This window comes from Lentimicrobiaceae bacterium, assembly GCA_028697555.1.
Taxonomy (GTDB): Bacteria; Bacteroidota; Bacteroidia; order Bacteroidales; family UBA4417; genus UBA4417.
Window position 1 is genome coordinate 61,579 of sequence record JAQVEX010000003.1, and the last position, 15,596, is coordinate 77,174.

Below are 15,596 nucleotides of genomic sequence, written 5' to 3' on the forward strand. Positions count from 1 at the left end.
ATCATATATGGAAAACAAACTTGATGTCCCAAAAAAAGAAAAAAATAAAAGCAAGTTAGGAAGAAAAGTAAAGCGTTTTTTTGTTTTCGTACTTATTTTTCTTGTCCTGATAGGCGCCGGCTATACATATTGGAAATATTTTTTCGTTTACAGCAAAGGAAATCGCACAGGAATATTGCAAAAGTTTTCAAACAAAGGAACTTTATTTAAAACCTACGAAGGCGAAATGAACCTGATTAGTATTAGGGAATTGAACAGCCTGAACCCTAACTACGAAAAGTTTATGTTTTCGGTTGTAAACGACAGCGTAGCAAGTGAAGTTAACAAGCTACAAGGCGAACACGTTGTTGTAAGATACAAAGAATACAAAGGCGTATTACCCTGGAGAGGTAATTCCAAATTCATAGTTGATAGCATTGGTATTGCACAACCTTATAGCAGTGCCCCGAACAGTAAAAATATTATGAAGTATTGATTGCTTGGCTGTTAGCTGTTAGCTCTTAGCCTTTAGCTGTTGGCAATGAGCAATGAGCAATGAGCAATGAGCAATGAACACCGAAACTTCGGGGTTAATTATTAATTGATAATTGTTAATTGAAAATTGCCACGCACCTCGAAACCCGCAACCCGCAACCCGTACCAACCACCACCTACTGTAGCTTCATCAAAATGCCTGAAACAATCAAATCTATTGCGTTGTCGTTTTCGCCGCCTTGCGGGACGATAATATCTGCCAGACGCTTGCATGGCTCTATAAACTGCAAATGCATAGGTTTTACCCATTTATAGTAGTGTTCTAAGACTTGCTCTACAGAGCGTCCTCTTTCAACAGTGTCACGTCCGATAATTCTGGCGAGTCTATCGTCGCTTTCGGCATCAACAAAGACTTTTAGGTCTAACAAATCTACCAATTTTCTATTTGTAAAAACCATTATGCCTTCTATAATAATTATATCGCTGGGCAAAACTGTTATTGTTTCGGTTAAACGCGAAGAGGTAATATATGAATATGTAGGCATTTCAATTGCCTTTCCGTTGCGCAACTGTTTTACGTGCTCTATCAACAATGACCATTCAAAAGAATCGGGGTGGTCGAAATTTACGTTCAGTTTTTCCTGAGCCGTCAGATGCGAACTATCTTTATAGTAAGAATCTAACGATATTGTTGAAATAGAATCGGTTGGTAGTTGTTTTACAATTTTTCTAACCACCGTAGTTTTACCACTACCTGAGCCACCGGCAACACCAATAATAAACATAATCGTATATTTATAATAGTTATTAAGACAATTTACAATTTTATCCTAAAAAGCTCAAAAGTACACCGGCAGCAACTGCACTACCAATAACTCCTGCAACATTAGGTCCCATAGCGTGCATTAGCAAGTGATTGCTTTTATCGTACTCCTGACCAATAACTTGCGATATTCTGGCACTATCGGGAACAGCAGAAACTCCAGAGTTACCAATAAGAGGATTAATTTTATTTCCTTCTTTCAGGAATAAGTTAAAGATTTTAACAAATAATACACCTGCAGAAGTAGCCAAAATGAATGAGATTGCGCCTATTATAAAAATACCAAGTGATTTTGGACTTAAAAAAGTTGTAGCTTGAGTTGAAGCTCCAACTGTTAATCCTAATAATATAGTAACAATATCGACAATAGGTCCTTTTGCGGTATCGGCTAAACGTTTGGTAACCGTGCTTTCTTTTAATAGGTTACCAAAGAACAACATTCCTAACAGAGGTAACCCTGACGGAACTATAAAAGTAGTAAGCAAAAGCCCCATAATTGGGAACATGATTTTTTCAATTTTAGAAACACTCCTTGGTGGTTTCATACGTATAAGTCTTTCTTTTTTGGTAGTGAAAGCACGCATGATAGGAGGTTGAAAAACCGGTACAAGTGCCATGTACGAATACGCCGATATTGCAATAGCACCCATTAAGTCGGGAGCTAATTTAGATGAAAGAAATATAGCTGTAGGTCCGTCGGCTCCGCCTATAATACCTATAGCACCTGCTTCGGCAGGCGAAAAACCTAACATTAAAGCAGCTGTGTAAGCTCCAAAAATACCAAACTGAGCAGCTGCTCCGATTAGCATTAGTTTTGGGTTAGATATAAGTGCCGAAAAATCTGTCATGGCTCCTATACCCAAAAATATCAGAGGAGGATAAACCCCTTTAATAACACCAAAATATAAATAATTTAGCACGCTACCCGACTCGTAAATCCCAAGTTGTAAGCCCGGCACAAAAGCAATATTACCAATCAAAATACCGAAACCTATAGGTACTAGTAGAAGTGGCTCAAACTCTTTTATTATTCCTAAATATAAAAAAAACAGTCCGAAACAAATCATAATGATATGCCCCGAAGTCATATTGGCAAAAGCCGTGAAATTTAAAAACTCTCGTAAATTATTTAGGATAAAACTTATAAAACTTACATCTTCCATATCTACTAGCCTCCTATTTCAACTAATACATCACCTTCCATAACCGAATCTCCTTTTTTGAAGAAGACCTTTTTAATTGTTCCGTCTGACGGTGAATCTATGTTATTTTCCATTTTCATAGCTTCTAACAAAATAAGTCGGTCGCCCTTCTTAACAACGCTACCTTCGCTTACAAAAATATCAAGTATAACGCCTGGCAAGGGAGATTTAAGTTTGGTTTCGGCAGTCGTTGTAGATGTTTCTGCCACCGGAGTAATCCCACTTGTAGGTTTAGGACTTCTGACAAGTTTTGGGGTTTTGGTTGGTGTTAACTGACGGTCAATTTCGACTTTATACTTAGTACCGTTTACTTCTATCTTAGCAATATTGTCTTCAATTTTTAAAATTTCAGCATCGTAAATATTGCCGTTTATAGTAAATTTGAATTTTTTCATTTATGTTATTATTTCTATTTATTTAAGCCTATAATTATTCTCTCGGATTTTTAGTTAATCCATATATTTTTGAACTCCAAGGCGAATACGTTCTTGTTACTTTTTTAATTGTTAAAATAGTGTTCTCATTGTCGTGTATAGAACTTGAGTGCAAGTGTAACGCCATTGAAATAGCTGCCGTAACCTCACCTGATATGTCGGGAACAACAGTAGGTTGTACTTCCGGCTTATTTTTCTTCGATTTAAAAAGTCCTTTTATATCTATTGAGTACAATCTTTTAGTGTTTTTAAATAGAAGGTACAATAGGATAAGAGATATAAAAACAACGCTCATTGCAACAATAGCCATCCCTACTCCATAAGGATCCATTTTTAAGAACATTTCATTCTTGGTAATAACTTTTCCCACAAAGTTGCTGGCTTTAGGTGTTGTTTTTTCTAACATACCAAATTCTGCTCCACCGTCAAGTAATCTACCATATGTAACATCTGGGATTTGTTCGCCAAAAATAATTTCATCTACTTTGGTTCTACCGTTGACATCGTACAAAGCAATGTAATTGGTTTCGGTGAGCGTAAAATTAAGGTGCAAAATTCCATGTGTTTCCTTAGCATCGGCATAGAAAACAACGAAATTTCGCGGTGGAATTAAGGTTCTGGGGTCGCCTGGAGGTATCCAGTACTTAGTAGGATTTGTAGAATCGTTAGTTAGATACATTCCGCCCATATCAACATAGTTATAATCAGCATTAAATATTTCTATCCAACCAACACGCTCGCCGTAATCATCAATATAATTAGTTTCGTTGTGAACTAATATCTCGTTTATAAATAACTCTTTGACAACCTGCGCATTAGCAACAAAGGCAAAAGTTAACAAAATAGTTACAAATACAGATTTTAAAATACTTCTATTCATTACAACGGTAGATTTGAATGTTTTTTAGGAGGATTTATAACTTTTTTTGTGGCTAATGCTTGGAAAGCTCTGATAACTCTAAAACGTGTGTTACGTGGCTCTATAACGTCTTCGATATAACCATAGCTGGCAGCGTCGTAAGGATTTGCAAATTTATCTTTGTATTCCTCTTCGTATTGTGCTGTCATTTTCTCTCTTTCTTCCTCAGTTTCTAATTCCCTAATATTTTTGTTATACAAAATTTCTATAGCGCCTTTAGGTCCCATAACGGCAATTTCAGCGGTGGGCCACGCGTAGTTGATATCGCCTCTTAAATGTTGCGAACTCATAACACAATATGCGCCTCCGTATGCCTTACGCAAAATAACAGTAACCTTAGGAACTGTGGCTTCGCCGTACGCATACAAGAGTTTTGCTCCGTGAATAATAATTCCACCGTATTCTTGTGCTGTTCCGGGTAAGAATCCAGGCACATCTACCAAGGTAAGCAGTGGTATATTAAAGGCGTCGCAAAAGCGTACAAATCGGGCTGCCTTACGCGAAGCGTTAATATCTAAAACACCAGCCAAATAGCTTGGTTGGTTTGCAACAATACCAACGGGCATACCGTTGAAACGTGCATAACCGGTAATAATATTAGGTGCATAATGACGAGCTACTTCTAAAAATTCTTGCTCATCAACTATAGCATGAATTACATCTAATACATCGTAAGGCTTGTTAGGATTTTCGGGTATTATATAGTTTAAACTATCGTCTAATCTGTCTATTGGGTCGGTACATGGAATAATTGGCGGGTCTTCCAAGTTGTTTTGAGGCAAATAGCTAAGTATTTTTCTAATCAGCATTAAGCCTTCTTCTTCGTCGTCGGCAATAAAGTGGCTTACACCCGACTTACTACCGTGCACCATAGCACCGCCAAGTTCGTTCTCATCAACTACCTCGCCTGTAACGGTTTTAACAACTTTAGGTCCGGTAACAAACATGTAGCTGTTTGATTTTGACATGATGATGTAGTCGGTAAGAGCCGGACTATAAACCGCTCCACCTGCGCAAGGTCCAAAAATAGCCGATATTTGGGGAATAACTCCACTTGCCAAAATATTACGCTGGAATATCTCGGCGTAGCCTGCCAAACTCTGTACTCCTTCTTGGATACGTGCACCACCCGAATCGTTGATGCCAATAACAGGAGCACCCGAACGCATGGCGTGATCCATTACTTTGCATATTTTTTTGGCGTACATCTCGCTAAGGGAACCTCCGAAAATGGTAAAGTCTTGAGAAAACACGTAAACCAAACGACCGTCGATAGTGCCGTAGCCTGTAATAACTCCGTCGGTTAGGTATTTTTCGTTTTCAATACCAAAATCTCTACAGCGGTGGGTTACAAACATATCAAATTCTTCGAAGCTACCTTCGTCTAAGAGAATATTAATACGTTCGCGTGCTGTAAATTTTCCTTTGGCGTGTTGTTTTTCGATTCTTTTTTCGCCACCACCAAGCATTGCTTTTTCACGCTTGGCGATTAAATTTTTCATTTTATCTTCAATAGCCATAACAATTATTTATTCTTATCTTCGCAAAATTCTGTGAGTACTCCGTGGGTAAATTTAGGATGCAAGAATCCTATGCTTAAGCCTTCGGCTCCTTTTCGTGGGACTTCGTCAATTAGTCTGACGCCTTTTTCTTTGGCTTCCGACAAGGCTCCTTCAATATTATCGACTGCAAAAGCAATGTGATGAACGCCTTCGCCCTTATTGGCTAAAAATTTACCTACAGGCCCTTCGGGGTCGGTGCTTTCTAAAAGCTCAATTTTCGTTTGTCCGACTTTAAAAAAAGCCGTCTTAACTTTTTGATCGGCTACTTCTTCGATGGCGTAGCATTTTAAGCCTAAAACGCCTTCCCAATATGGTAAGCTTTCTTCTATACTTTTTACTGCAATACCAATATGTTCAATATGTTTGATGTTCATAATAAAATTTGTTAATTTTGTTTGTGGCAAAGTTATATCTTTTTTGTTTAAATAATAGCAAATTTGAAAAAAGATTATTATCAAAGCATACGTTTCTCACAATCAACCTGCTTGGGTACTATCTGAATTCTTTCGGTATTTTCAATCCTCCATGAATATGCTGTCATTATTTCGGTTAATATGGTTTGCATTTGCGATGCAGCATATTCTTTAAGTCCACTCTGATTGACCGCATTTTCTAATTGCTTTTTGCCTTCGTACTGTATTTTGTTTATATCTTCGGGCTTTATTGGATTAAATATATTGTTTTCGATATTGTAATATTTGTAATCGGTTTCTAATGAAATTATTTCGGGTTCGGGAAAGGATATAATCGTAATCTTTCTTTGTGGCTCGCTAGCTTTCCAGACAAATTTTTCAAAATCGTAGCCTATCAATACCTTAGCCTTAACTACAACCAAAGCTCTTTTTACATTTGGAATAATTTTGAAATACATTTTGTTTTCCTCGTAATTGAATATTTCTTGTAGTTGTCCCTCGGTAGTAACAATTTTAAACACCTTTTTCATGCCCTCAACCACTGTATTAGTATCAATTTTTACCGTAGCTATTTCTGCAGATTTTTTACCTCTCTTGTAAGCGAAGTAAAACAAAATTCCAACTAAAGCAAGGTTAACTGCAAGAATTTCAATCAATCTCCATAAACTAATTTTTGTAATACTTGGTAATATTATGGTTGCAAGTATGTTTAGAGCTAACAAAATAAGAACCATTGTTAATAATGTTACCCTTGATTTTTCATTTTTTGCTTTCATAGCCGTAAAAAATTATATGAAATTATTGCAGCACCTAAGTGCAAAATGTTTAATTGCTTTAAAAGTTACTTCGGGAGCCTCGATGTATCCCATATGTCCGACATCTTCCAACAAAAGTATTTCGCTATGCGAAGGAAGTATTGCCTGAGCAAACAGTCTGTCGTACGACATTCTGGCGTCTTGTTTACCAATAATAAATAAAATAGGCATTTCGGCAAGCAATAATAAATCCAAGCTGTCTTTTCTATCGCGTATTCCCGCTATAGAAGCTATAACAGCCTCTTTACTCATTTTTAAGGCTTCTTGCTTTGCCGAATTAATTTGCTCGGTGTATTTATCTACATGCTTTTTATCGAACAAGTTGGGAATGAAGTCTAAGATGAATCCTTCTCGGTTTGCCTCAACAATATTTATCATCCTCCTTCTGTTTTCTGTTTGTCTTTCGGTATCTGACGTTGCCGACGAATGAAATAACACCAATCCGATAACAGCTTCGGGCATTTGTTTTGCTACTTGCAAAGCTGCGTATCCGCCCATTGAATGTCCGCAAATAACAAATTGTTTAACATTTTCTGCTTCGACAATTTGCTTTACAATATCAGCAATAAGTTCCATGCTACTTATAGTGTCAACCAATTGGCTTTCGCCATGACCCGGCAAATCGGGAGCTATCACCAAAAAATCGGATTTCAGTTTTGATATAAAATCGTTCCATATTTTTTTTGTCCCCATAAAACCGTGAAGCAATATAATGCAATTGCCAGTACCTTCAACGTTGTAGGATATTGTTTTTTCTTTATATGTTATTGTTTTGGTCATATAAAAGACGTTATATTTCCATTCGAAATATTTGTCGGCAAATGTAATATTTTGTTTCTAATTTTTAGATATAATTTAATTAATAATTAGCAAATAAATTTATAAAAATAACTTACCTTTGTTACCTCAAACAATTTAAACCTCAAACATTGTGAAAATATTTAGAAACATTTTATTAATCGGTTTTACGGCTTTAATAATGTTCCAAACAGGGAATATTAAGTGCCAAACGGTAAACAGTTACGATTATCAAAAAATAGACATAAAACCCATTGAGTTGCCAGTACCCGACAGACCCGAAGGTGTAACAGACGTGTTGGGTCTGGCTTGTGAACCTATTCCGCTTGTAAGGGTTGGAATAATAGGTTTAGGTATGCGTGGATATATGGCAGTTGATAGATTTAGATATATTGAAGGTGCCGAAATTGTTGCTTTATGTGATTTGTATCCCGAGAGAGTTGAACAATCGGAAGAACTTTGGCATAAAGTGAGAGACAATAAAGTTTACGGGTACAGCGGACAATATGGCTGGCGTGAAGTATGCGAACGAAACGACGTTGATTTGGTGTACATTTGTACTCCTTGGGATAGCCACGTTGAAATGGCTTTGTATGCGATGGAAAAGGGAAAGCACGTTGCTTTGGAAGTCCCTGCTGCAATGACTGTTGAAGGATGTTGGCAATTGGTAGATATGGCGGAAAAAACTCGCAAACATTGTATTATGTTAGAAAACTGCTGCTACGACTTTTTTGAGCTTGCTACACTGAACATGGCTCAAAACGGTGTGTTTGGCGAAATTATGCACGTAGAAGGTGCTTACATTCACGACCTTAGAGATTTGCAGTTTTTGCCCGAAAAAGATGGCGGTTATCAAGGCAAATGGCGTATTAATCATAATGCGGTACATACGGGAAATCCCTACCCTACTCATGGATTAGGTCCTGTTTGTCAGATTCTTGACATTCACCGTGGCGACAAAATGGAATACTTGGTTTCAATGTCAACAAAACAAAAAGGCATAACCGAATATACTACCGAAAAATACGGCGAGAATTCGGCGGAAGCCAAACGCCACTATGAGCTTGGAGATATGAATAACACCATCATTTACACAAATAAAGGCAAAACCATTCTTATACAGCATGATATAACTAGTCCGCGCCCATATAACCGACTGCATACCATAAGCGGCACTAAGGGTTTTGCTCAAAAATATCCTATAAAGCAAATTGCTCTTGAGCCAAATGCTCATAAAAGACTTAACGACTCTACAATGAATGCTTTGCTTGAAAAGTGGGAACATCCTTTTGTAAGCGAAATCGGCAACAAAGCCAAAGAAGTTGGTGGACACGGCGGTATGGATTTTATTATGGACTATCGTTTGATTTATTGCTTAAACAAAGGTCTTCCTTTAGACCAAGACGTTTACGACGCTGCTGAGTGGTCGTGCATAGTCGAGCTGTCGGAAATATCGGCAAGAAATTATAGTGTTCCCGTTGCAATCCCTGATTTTACAAGGGGTGCATGGAACAAGCTGAAAGGATACAAACAACATCATTAATCAACAATTAATTTTCTTTTTAATAGATATGTACGACAAACAAACACTGAAATCTATTGCAGAAAAATTCTACATTCAAGATAGTATTACCAATATTAAAGACAATGCTGCAGGTTTTATTAACGATACGTTTTTTCTGAACGGCGAAAAACGAAATTACATCTTGCAACGCAAAAACTCTTACGTTTTTAGCGATATAAAAGGCATGATGAACAATATTCTCGGTGTTACCGAACATATAAAAAGCAAACTTGTTAGTCAGAATAAAGACCCCGAAAAAGGCACTATTACCTTGTTCAAAACAAAAGACGAACTGCCCTACTACATTGACGACAATGGCGAGTATTGGTCTTTGTTTTTGTTTATAGATGATACAATAACACACAACGAAGTCAGCAATTTAAAAATAGCTTACAACGCAGGTGTAGCAACCGGCGAGTGGCAATATATGCTCAGTGATTACACAAAACCTTTGGCGGAAGTTTTACCCGGATTTCACGACATGGCTTTCCGCTTTGAGCAATGGAACGAATGCATCAGTAACAACTTTGCTAATCGCATTGAATCGGTTAAGGACTTGGTGTTTGAAATTGAAAGTCGCAGAAATGATATTTTAAATATTAGAAAGCATTTCGACGACAATAGTATTCCCAAACGCGTTTCGCACAACGATACGAAAATTAGCAATTTTTTATTCGATAGTCAGGACAATGTTGTTGCTCTTATTGATTTGGATACTGTTATGCGATTGTCGGTTCTGTTCGATTACGGAGATGCTATTCGTTCGTACGTTAACACTGCTGCCGAAGATGAGCCCAACACCGACGCCGTAAACGTAGATTTCGATATTTTTAAATCGTACACCGAAGGCTACCTTAAATACGGAAAACTATTTTTAAACAACACCGAAATAGAAAACCTGTTAAATTCGGCTATTTACATAGTATATGAACAAACTTTACGCTTTTTGGTCGATTACATAGACGGCGATAAATACTACAAAATATCATATCCCGAGCATAATTTGGTCAGAACTAAAGCCCAACTCAAATTGCTTAAAACGTTGGAGTTGAATAGAAATAGGTTGCTTGACATTGTTTACAAAGCAATCAGTGATTAGTGGTTGGTGGTCGGGGTTGGGGTTAGTTCTGAGTTATGAGTTATGAGTTACGAGTTACGAGTTCTGAGTGTCAAAACTCCAGACTCAAAACTCGAAACTCGAAACTCACACGCAACACACAACTAATAACGCTTTATAACCACTACGCTACAATATCGTGAGCATCAGCATAATACTTGTAGAACCAAGCAATTGTTTCAATACCTTTATCGAAGCATGCAAGCTGGAAGTTTTCGTTAGGCGAGTGTAATGCATCGGTATCTAAGCCAAAGCCCATCAAAAGTGATTTAACTCCCAATACTTGTTCAAAAGTAGAAATAATTGGAATACTGCCACCGCTACGTGTTGGGTTTGGCGTTTTACCGAATGTTGTTTCATATGCTTTTGCTGCAGCTTGGTATCCAACAGAATCGATTGGCGAAACGTATGGGAATCCTCCGTGATGCTCCGACACCTTAACCGTAACGTAATTAGGTGCAATCTTTTCTATATGGTCGATAAATAGTTTCGCTATTTTCTTAGGGTCTTGATTAGGAACTAATCGCATACTAACCTTAGCAAATGCTTTTGAAGGCAGAACCGTTTTAGAACCTTCGCCTATATACCCGCTCCAAATACCATTAACATCAAGTGCAGGACGTATTCCTGTGCATTCGTTTACCGAATAGCCTTTTTCGCACAATGTTTCTTTTATTTTGATGTTTTCTTTGTATTGGTTGATATCAAAAGGAGCACGAGCCATTAGTTCACGCTCTTCTTCAGAAACTATAAGAACATCGTCGTAGAAACCCGGAATGTTAATTTTATGGTTTTCATCGTGCAAAGAAGCAATAATATCGGCAAGCACATTAGCCGGATTTGCAACAGCACCGCCGTATAATCCTGAGTGTAAGTCGTGGCTTGGACCTGTAACTTCAATTTCCATATAAGCTAAACCTCTAAGTCCGGTTGTAATGCTTGGTTTGTCCAATCCTAACATCGACGTATCCGAAACAAGCATAATATCGGCTTTTAGTAGGTCTTTATTTTCGGGCAACCACTTTGCAAGAGACGGCGAGCCCATTTCTTCTTCACCTTCAAGCAAAAACTTGACGTTAACCCTCATTTGTCCGCTGCTAACCATATATTCAAATGCCTTGAGTTGCATAAACGACTGTCCTTTATCGTCGTTGGCTCCCCTAGCCCATATTCTTCCATCTCTGATTTCGGGTTCAAAAGGTGGCGAATCCCAAAGTTCAATCGGGTCGACAGGCATAACATCATAGTGTCCGTACACAAGGACTGTCGGCACATTGTCGGAAATTATACGTTCGGCATAAACAACAGGATGTCCTTCTGTTGGCATAACTTCGGCTTTGGTAGCTCCAATTTTTAGCAAATGTTCTTTCAAATATTCGGCGGCTTTGTGCATATCCTCTTTATGAGCCGGAACAGAGCTTATCGAAGGTATTCTGATTAAACCGAATAATTCTTCCAAAAATCGTGGTTGGTTTTCCTTAATAAATGATTTTAAATTTTCCATATTGTTGTTTTTATTTGTTATAAATTATTTTTATTAAATGCTTTAAGTTCAAGATTTTCGCCGTCGAAAACCGCATAAGAATAATGTTCAAGCCAATCGCCGACAAAGGTTAATGTGGTTTTATCGTTAAGATTTATTTGACGTGGCTTATGCAGATGCCCGAACACAAAATAATCAATTTCGGGATTTTGCTCCAAAACTTTCTTTGCATACTTAAACTGTTGCAAATCCTCTGGTTTAAGATTATGTGTTTTCAGATATTCGGGTTTATCCTGCTTTGAGATACGACTTTTTCTCGAAAAATAATTGGCAATGCCGAAAGCAAGGTCAGCGGGAAGAAGACTGTAAGCTTTTTGATTAAACTTCGACTCGAATATTCTTCTCAAAAGTTTGTAGCCATTGTCGCCGGGACCTAATCCATCGCCATGAGCCAAAAAGAACACCTTATCGTATATAGTAACTATTTCTGGCTTTCTGTACAAAGCGATGTTAAATTCTTCTTTCAAGTAGCGAAACAGCCACAAATCGTGATTACCTTTGAATAGATGCAACTTGATTCCAAGTTTGTCAAGCTCAATAAATTTATTGAAAATAGAGATATATCCCTTAGGTACAACATGTTTATACTCGAACCAAAAATCGAAAAGGTCGCCCATGATGTAAATTGCATCGGCATCATTTTTAACATACTCAAGCCAATCTACAAAAAGCTGCTCACGGACAAGACTTTCTTCCCTAGATGGAATACCAAAATGTAAATCGCTTATAAAGTACGTTTTTCTAGTCATTACGGCTACTTTTGAATATATCTGTTTTCAATTTCAACTTTCATTCCTTTAGACCCTATGGCAGTGCCAATGCGCTCTTTGAGTAATGCAGGAGATGGATTTATAGCCAATACCTTTTTCTCATAGTCAAGCAAAAACATTGTCGGTACAATACTTACACCATATTTTTGCAAATATTCCGACTGTACTCCTCTGCTGTCGATTGTCTGTATCCAATAAGCTTTATCTTGCTGTATTGCTTCTTTCCATTTTTGAATATCATTATCTAAAGATACTGAAAATATTTGAACTTCTTTGTTTAGTTCGGCGTGCAAGGTTGTAAGTTGCTTATTTATCATCCGGCTGTTGTTATCGTATATGCTCCAAAAATAAACTATTACCAACTTATCTTCAATGCTGTACAAACTCATTGTTTGGTCTGACATATCCGGCAGTTCTATGTTAGGAACCTTGTCGCCTAATTTCAAAACATTTTCAGCTCTAACATTTCTCGATTTTTCAAAATCTATAAGACGTTGAGAATAACCTTTTACCAACTCATTTTCAGGATAGCACAACATTAAACTGTCGGAAAGAGCTTTCAACAGTTCAAAATCGTTTGCTACGTTGAGCATAGGACGATTCGCAAAACGATTGTTGACAACCAATAAGGAAGACAATGACTTGATATTGTTTTTAACATAATCTCTCGCTTCTTGATTTTGGCTTAAAATCACCTCGTTGAAAGATTTATCGATTAAAGGTTTTAGAGTTTCAAAATCGTCAGTGCCCTTTATTTCGCGGTACGCGTGTGTAAGCGAATCTAAAGCGGCATAATTATTATAAGCAGTTTGGTTAAACAATAAATAATTCTCAGAATCAGGCGAACCGCTTATTTTACAAGTATTGACTACATCCTCAGCATTAGCAGAAAAATCAACCTTTTGATTAGGTTTTAAAACCAACATCACAAACTGATTGTTACCAAAGTTTAGCCTATAAATATTGTCGGCATCGTGCAAAATGTTGAAATAAAAGTTTCCCTCCGAATCAGTTTTTGTAGAATCGATTTTTACTATATTGTCCTCTATAATTTGCATAAGCACAACCATAGAGTTTGAAGCATTGGACAAATTGCCCCGAATTTCGGTAATATTGTCTTTTTTGTTGCAGCCTGAAATTATTGTTACAAAGCATAACAACATGGAAATAAGTAGTAAGAAAAATTTATTGTATAGTCGATTCATATTCTTAAAAATTGTGGGTACAAATATAATTAATCTATTTAAATATAACTTTATTTAGCAACTGTAAAATAGTTTAATTATTCTTAAACGAAACAGAAAGAAGCTTATTGTTAAATAATTGTATTAACTGGAAAATTTGCTATTAGCCGATTGTTTATAAAATTTCGTTGTTCGGTAAATATTAATTACAAAAACATATATCTCTACAGCTTCCTATTATTAGTCTTTTGTATTTTTATTTTCCAAGATGGTTCGGTGCTACGCACCTTTAATATAACATGTACAATTTATGCTATAAATTGTTCGGTGCTAACGCACCTTTGTTACAAAAGCAACATCTCTGTTTTCAAAAGTATTTAACTAAAGCCGTGGAACGGCGACCCATTTGTAACTACGTAATAATAAATATAAACAAGGTGCGTAGCGCCGAACAATTAAAGATTTTTGCGAAAATTTATCTGTCAAAAAAAATCAAAAAATGTATTTATATATAACCGACGGTTTCCTTATTTTAAGATTTTATCAGACTTTAATGGTAAAATTTATAAATTTGCACTCAAAGATTGATTTTTATGGATGATATTAAAATTGTTTCCGTTTCATATACAAATACGCTTCCCTTTATATACGGTATAGAAAATTCAGGTTTCATAAAAAATTATGCCTTGCAGTTGTTGCCTCCTTCGGGATGTGCCAAAGCTCTTAAAAACAACGAAGCCGATATAGGTTTAGTTCCGGTGGGTGCATTAAGCGATTTTGAAAAATATTTTATTCACACCGACTACTGCATAGGAGCTGTAAACTACGTCAAAACAGTTCTGTTAGTCAGCAATACTCCGATTGATAAAATCGAAACCATTTATTTGGATAGTCATAGCCGAACATCGGTTAAGCTGTGTCGGGTGCTAGCAAAAAATCACTGGAAAATAAATCCCAAGTGGAAAGATTTTGTTTACGATAAAGATAATTTCGCTTTGCAACCCAACGAAGCCGCCGTCTTGATTGGCGACAAAACTTTTGAAGTTTTTGATAAATACAAGTACGTTTTAGATTTGGCAAATCAGTGGTACAATTTTACTTCACTTCCATTTGTTTTTGCTTTGTGGATTTCTGCCAAAGAAATAAAAAAAGAAATTATCGACAAATTAAACTCAGCTCTGTGTTACGGTATTAACAGCATTGACGATTGTATCGATAATGCCAAAAATTTAATTATTACCAGGGAAAGGGCTAAGCAATATTTTGAAAACGATATCAGCTACAACTTCGATAATGATAAGAAAAAGGGATTGAAACTATTTTTAAAGTTTGCTGAAGAGTTGTAAAATCATATTACACCGTTTTCAATCATCATAACAATTCGCTCAATATCGGCATCTTCTTTTAGCGGATCGTATTTAGTTTTTAGGTTAAATCCGAATATTCGAGCAAACGACTGATAAAAGAAAGCTCGTCCGCCACCTCTATACATTTTTACGATATCGTAAGACGAATTAGTTGTTTGCCTATCTATTAGTTTTATCAATATACGACCTTGTGTGTAGGTTAGTTTTTTTAGCTGATCGCCAAATTCATCTTGAATATCTTGTTCAGCCTTTTTCATATAGGTTTTACGCAATCTCTTATTATCAATTCCCGACAAAAAATCATTATAGGCTATAAACCTTTCGCCTGCTATCTTTGCGTAGGGATATGCTTTTTTAACATTACGCACAAGTCTGTTCCATGCTACCGCTTCATCAGAGTTTTTGAAACTTCTATTACCCCAAACATAAAATTCACTGAAATATAAAACAGGAATTGTATCGCCGTCGCTGCTAATTATACACCTAGCTTCATATCCCTTTTCCGTACGGGGATTAAGTATTTCTTGCGAATAGCCGGAAACAGAACCTAAAACAATTATCAAAATAAAAACTAATTTTTTCATTTTGTTTTATTTCTTTTTATCAATTTC

16 protein-coding genes are annotated in these 15,596 nt (G+C 36.6%); 4 read left to right on the plus strand and 12 right to left on the minus strand.

All coding sequences use genetic code 11. The features are described from left to right. Positions 1–7: 7 nt before the first annotated feature. Positions 8–475 (plus strand): hypothetical protein, encoded by a 468-nt coding sequence (locus PHP31_00925; GenBank protein MDD3737843.1) that lies wholly within the window; start codon positions 8–10, stop codon positions 473–475. A 175-nt stretch (positions 476–650) separates the two neighbouring features. Here PHP31_00925 and udk read toward each other — a convergent pair whose 3' ends face one another. The 8 genes from udk to PHP31_00965 form a co-directional block, all read right to left on the minus strand. Beyond that, the gene (gene udk, locus PHP31_00930; protein ID MDD3737844.1) at positions 651–1,259 is read right to left on the minus strand and encodes a uridine kinase; all 609 of its coding nucleotides are present in this window, start codon (positions 1,257–1,259) and stop codon (positions 651–653) included. A gap of 40 nt (positions 1,260–1,299) precedes the next feature. Then, positions 1,300–2,460, minus strand: a complete 1,161-nt coding sequence (locus PHP31_00935) for a sodium ion-translocating decarboxylase subunit beta (GenBank protein MDD3737845.1) — start codon at positions 2,458–2,460, stop codon at positions 1,300–1,302. A gap of 5 nt (positions 2,461–2,465) precedes the next feature. Further along, the gene (locus PHP31_00940) at positions 2,466–2,894 is read right to left on the minus strand and encodes a biotin/lipoyl-binding protein (GenBank protein MDD3737846.1); all 429 of its coding nucleotides are present in this window, start codon (positions 2,892–2,894) and stop codon (positions 2,466–2,468) included. 34 nt (positions 2,895–2,928) lie between these two features. Further along, on the minus strand, positions 2,929–3,813 hold the full coding sequence (locus tag PHP31_00945; protein MDD3737847.1) for an OadG family transporter subunit: 885 nt from the start codon (positions 3,811–3,813) through the stop codon (positions 2,929–2,931). After that, a complete protein-coding gene (locus PHP31_00950) occupies positions 3,813–5,372 on the minus strand; it encodes an acyl-CoA carboxylase subunit beta (GenBank protein MDD3737848.1) in 1,560 nt (519 codons plus the stop codon). Before PHP31_00950 ends, PHP31_00945 begins: the two co-directional genes overlap by 1 nt. A 5-nt stretch (positions 5,373–5,377) precedes the next feature. Beyond that, positions 5,378–5,788 (minus strand): methylmalonyl-CoA epimerase, encoded by a 411-nt coding sequence (gene mce, locus PHP31_00955; protein ID MDD3737849.1) that lies wholly within the window; start codon positions 5,786–5,788, stop codon positions 5,378–5,380. A gap of 80 nt (positions 5,789–5,868) precedes the next feature. After that, complete coding sequence (locus PHP31_00960) at positions 5,869–6,603, minus strand: DUF4230 domain-containing protein (GenBank protein ID MDD3737850.1); 735 nt, start codon at positions 6,601–6,603, stop codon at positions 5,869–5,871. Between the two features lie 12 nt (positions 6,604–6,615). Beyond that, positions 6,616–7,422 carry an alpha/beta hydrolase gene (locus PHP31_00965; GenBank protein ID MDD3737851.1) on the minus strand — a complete coding sequence of 269 codons (807 nt, stop codon included), beginning with the start codon at positions 7,420–7,422 and terminating at the stop codon, positions 6,616–6,618. A gap of 151 nt (positions 7,423–7,573) precedes the next feature. Here PHP31_00965 and PHP31_00970 point away from each other — a divergent pair, with 151 nt between their 5' ends. Beyond that, the gene (locus PHP31_00970; GenBank protein ID MDD3737852.1) at positions 7,574–8,983 is read left to right on the plus strand and encodes a Gfo/Idh/MocA family oxidoreductase; all 1,410 of its coding nucleotides are present in this window, start codon (positions 7,574–7,576) and stop codon (positions 8,981–8,983) included. Between the two features lie 28 nt (positions 8,984–9,011). Further along, positions 9,012–10,103, plus strand: a complete 1,092-nt coding sequence (locus tag PHP31_00975) for a phosphotransferase (GenBank protein ID MDD3737853.1) — start codon at positions 9,012–9,014, stop codon at positions 10,101–10,103. 142 nt (positions 10,104–10,245) lie between these two features. Here PHP31_00975 and PHP31_00980 read toward each other — a convergent pair whose 3' ends face one another. From PHP31_00980 to PHP31_00990, 3 genes are read right to left on the minus strand one after another with little or no spacing between them, the layout of a single operon-like run. After that, positions 10,246–11,625: a dipeptidase gene (locus PHP31_00980; protein MDD3737854.1), complete on the minus strand. Its 1,380-nt coding sequence runs from the start codon at positions 11,623–11,625 to the stop codon at positions 10,246–10,248. Between the two features lie 17 nt (positions 11,626–11,642). Next, positions 11,643–12,413 carry a UDP-2,3-diacylglucosamine diphosphatase gene (locus tag PHP31_00985; GenBank protein ID MDD3737855.1) on the minus strand — a complete coding sequence of 257 codons (771 nt, stop codon included), beginning with the start codon at positions 12,411–12,413 and terminating at the stop codon, positions 11,643–11,645. Positions 12,414–12,418: 5 nt separating this feature from the next. Further along, positions 12,419–13,639, minus strand: coding sequence for a TlpA disulfide reductase family protein (locus tag PHP31_00990; GenBank protein ID MDD3737856.1), 1,221 nt, complete (start codon positions 13,637–13,639; stop codon positions 12,419–12,421). Positions 13,640–14,211: 572 nt separating this feature from the next. Between PHP31_00990 and PHP31_00995 the strand changes: the two genes are divergently transcribed. Continuing rightward, positions 14,212–14,964: a menaquinone biosynthesis protein gene (locus PHP31_00995; protein ID MDD3737857.1), complete on the plus strand. Its 753-nt coding sequence runs from the start codon at positions 14,212–14,214 to the stop codon at positions 14,962–14,964. 2 nt (positions 14,965–14,966) lie between these two features. Here PHP31_00995 and PHP31_01000 read toward each other — a convergent pair whose 3' ends face one another. After that, a complete protein-coding gene (locus PHP31_01000; GenBank protein ID MDD3737858.1) occupies positions 14,967–15,569 on the minus strand; it encodes a DUF4294 domain-containing protein in 603 nt (200 codons plus the stop codon). Positions 15,570–15,596: the final 27 nt, after the last annotated feature.

Excerpts from the sequence above, each read along its gene's own strand:
- PHP31_00925 (MDD3737843.1), top strand. The coding sequence starts at position 8 with ATGGAAAACAAACTTGATGTCCCAAAAAAAGAAAAAAATAAAAGCAAG.
- udk (MDD3737844.1), bottom strand. The coding sequence starts at position 1,259 with ATGTTTATTATTGGTGTTGCCGGTGGCTCAGGTAGTGGTAAAACTACG.
- PHP31_00935 (MDD3737845.1), bottom strand. The coding sequence starts at position 2,460 with ATGGAAGATGTAAGTTTTATAAGTTTTATCCTAAATAATTTACGAGAG.
- PHP31_00940 (MDD3737846.1), bottom strand. The coding sequence starts at position 2,894 with ATGAAAAAATTCAAATTTACTATAAACGGCAATATTTACGATGCTGAA.
- PHP31_00945 (MDD3737847.1), bottom strand. The coding sequence starts at position 3,813 with ATGAATAGAAGTATTTTAAAATCTGTATTTGTAACTATTTTGTTAACT.
- PHP31_00950 (MDD3737848.1), bottom strand. The coding sequence starts at position 5,372 with ATGGCTATTGAAGATAAAATGAAAAATTTAATCGCCAAGCGTGAAAAA.
- mce (MDD3737849.1), bottom strand. The coding sequence starts at position 5,788 with ATGAACATCAAACATATTGAACATATTGGTATTGCAGTAAAAAGTATA.
- PHP31_00960 (MDD3737850.1), bottom strand. The coding sequence starts at position 6,603 with ATGAAAGCAAAAAATGAAAAATCAAGGGTAACATTATTAACAATGGTT.
- PHP31_00965 (MDD3737851.1), bottom strand. The coding sequence starts at position 7,422 with ATGACCAAAACAATAACATATAAAGAAAAAACAATATCCTACAACGTT.
- PHP31_00975 (MDD3737853.1), top strand. The coding sequence starts at position 9,012 with ATGTACGACAAACAAACACTGAAATCTATTGCAGAAAAATTCTACATT.
- PHP31_00980 (MDD3737854.1), bottom strand. The coding sequence starts at position 11,625 with ATGGAAAATTTAAAATCATTTATTAAGGAAAACCAACCACGATTTTTG.
- PHP31_00985 (MDD3737855.1), bottom strand. The coding sequence starts at position 12,413 with ATGACTAGAAAAACGTACTTTATAAGCGATTTACATTTTGGTATTCCA.
- PHP31_00990 (MDD3737856.1), bottom strand. The coding sequence starts at position 13,639 with ATGAATCGACTATACAATAAATTTTTCTTACTACTTATTTCCATGTTG.
- PHP31_00995 (MDD3737857.1), top strand. The coding sequence starts at position 14,212 with ATGGATGATATTAAAATTGTTTCCGTTTCATATACAAATACGCTTCCC.
- PHP31_01000 (MDD3737858.1), bottom strand. The coding sequence starts at position 15,569 with ATGAAAAAATTAGTTTTTATTTTGATAATTGTTTTAGGTTCTGTTTCC.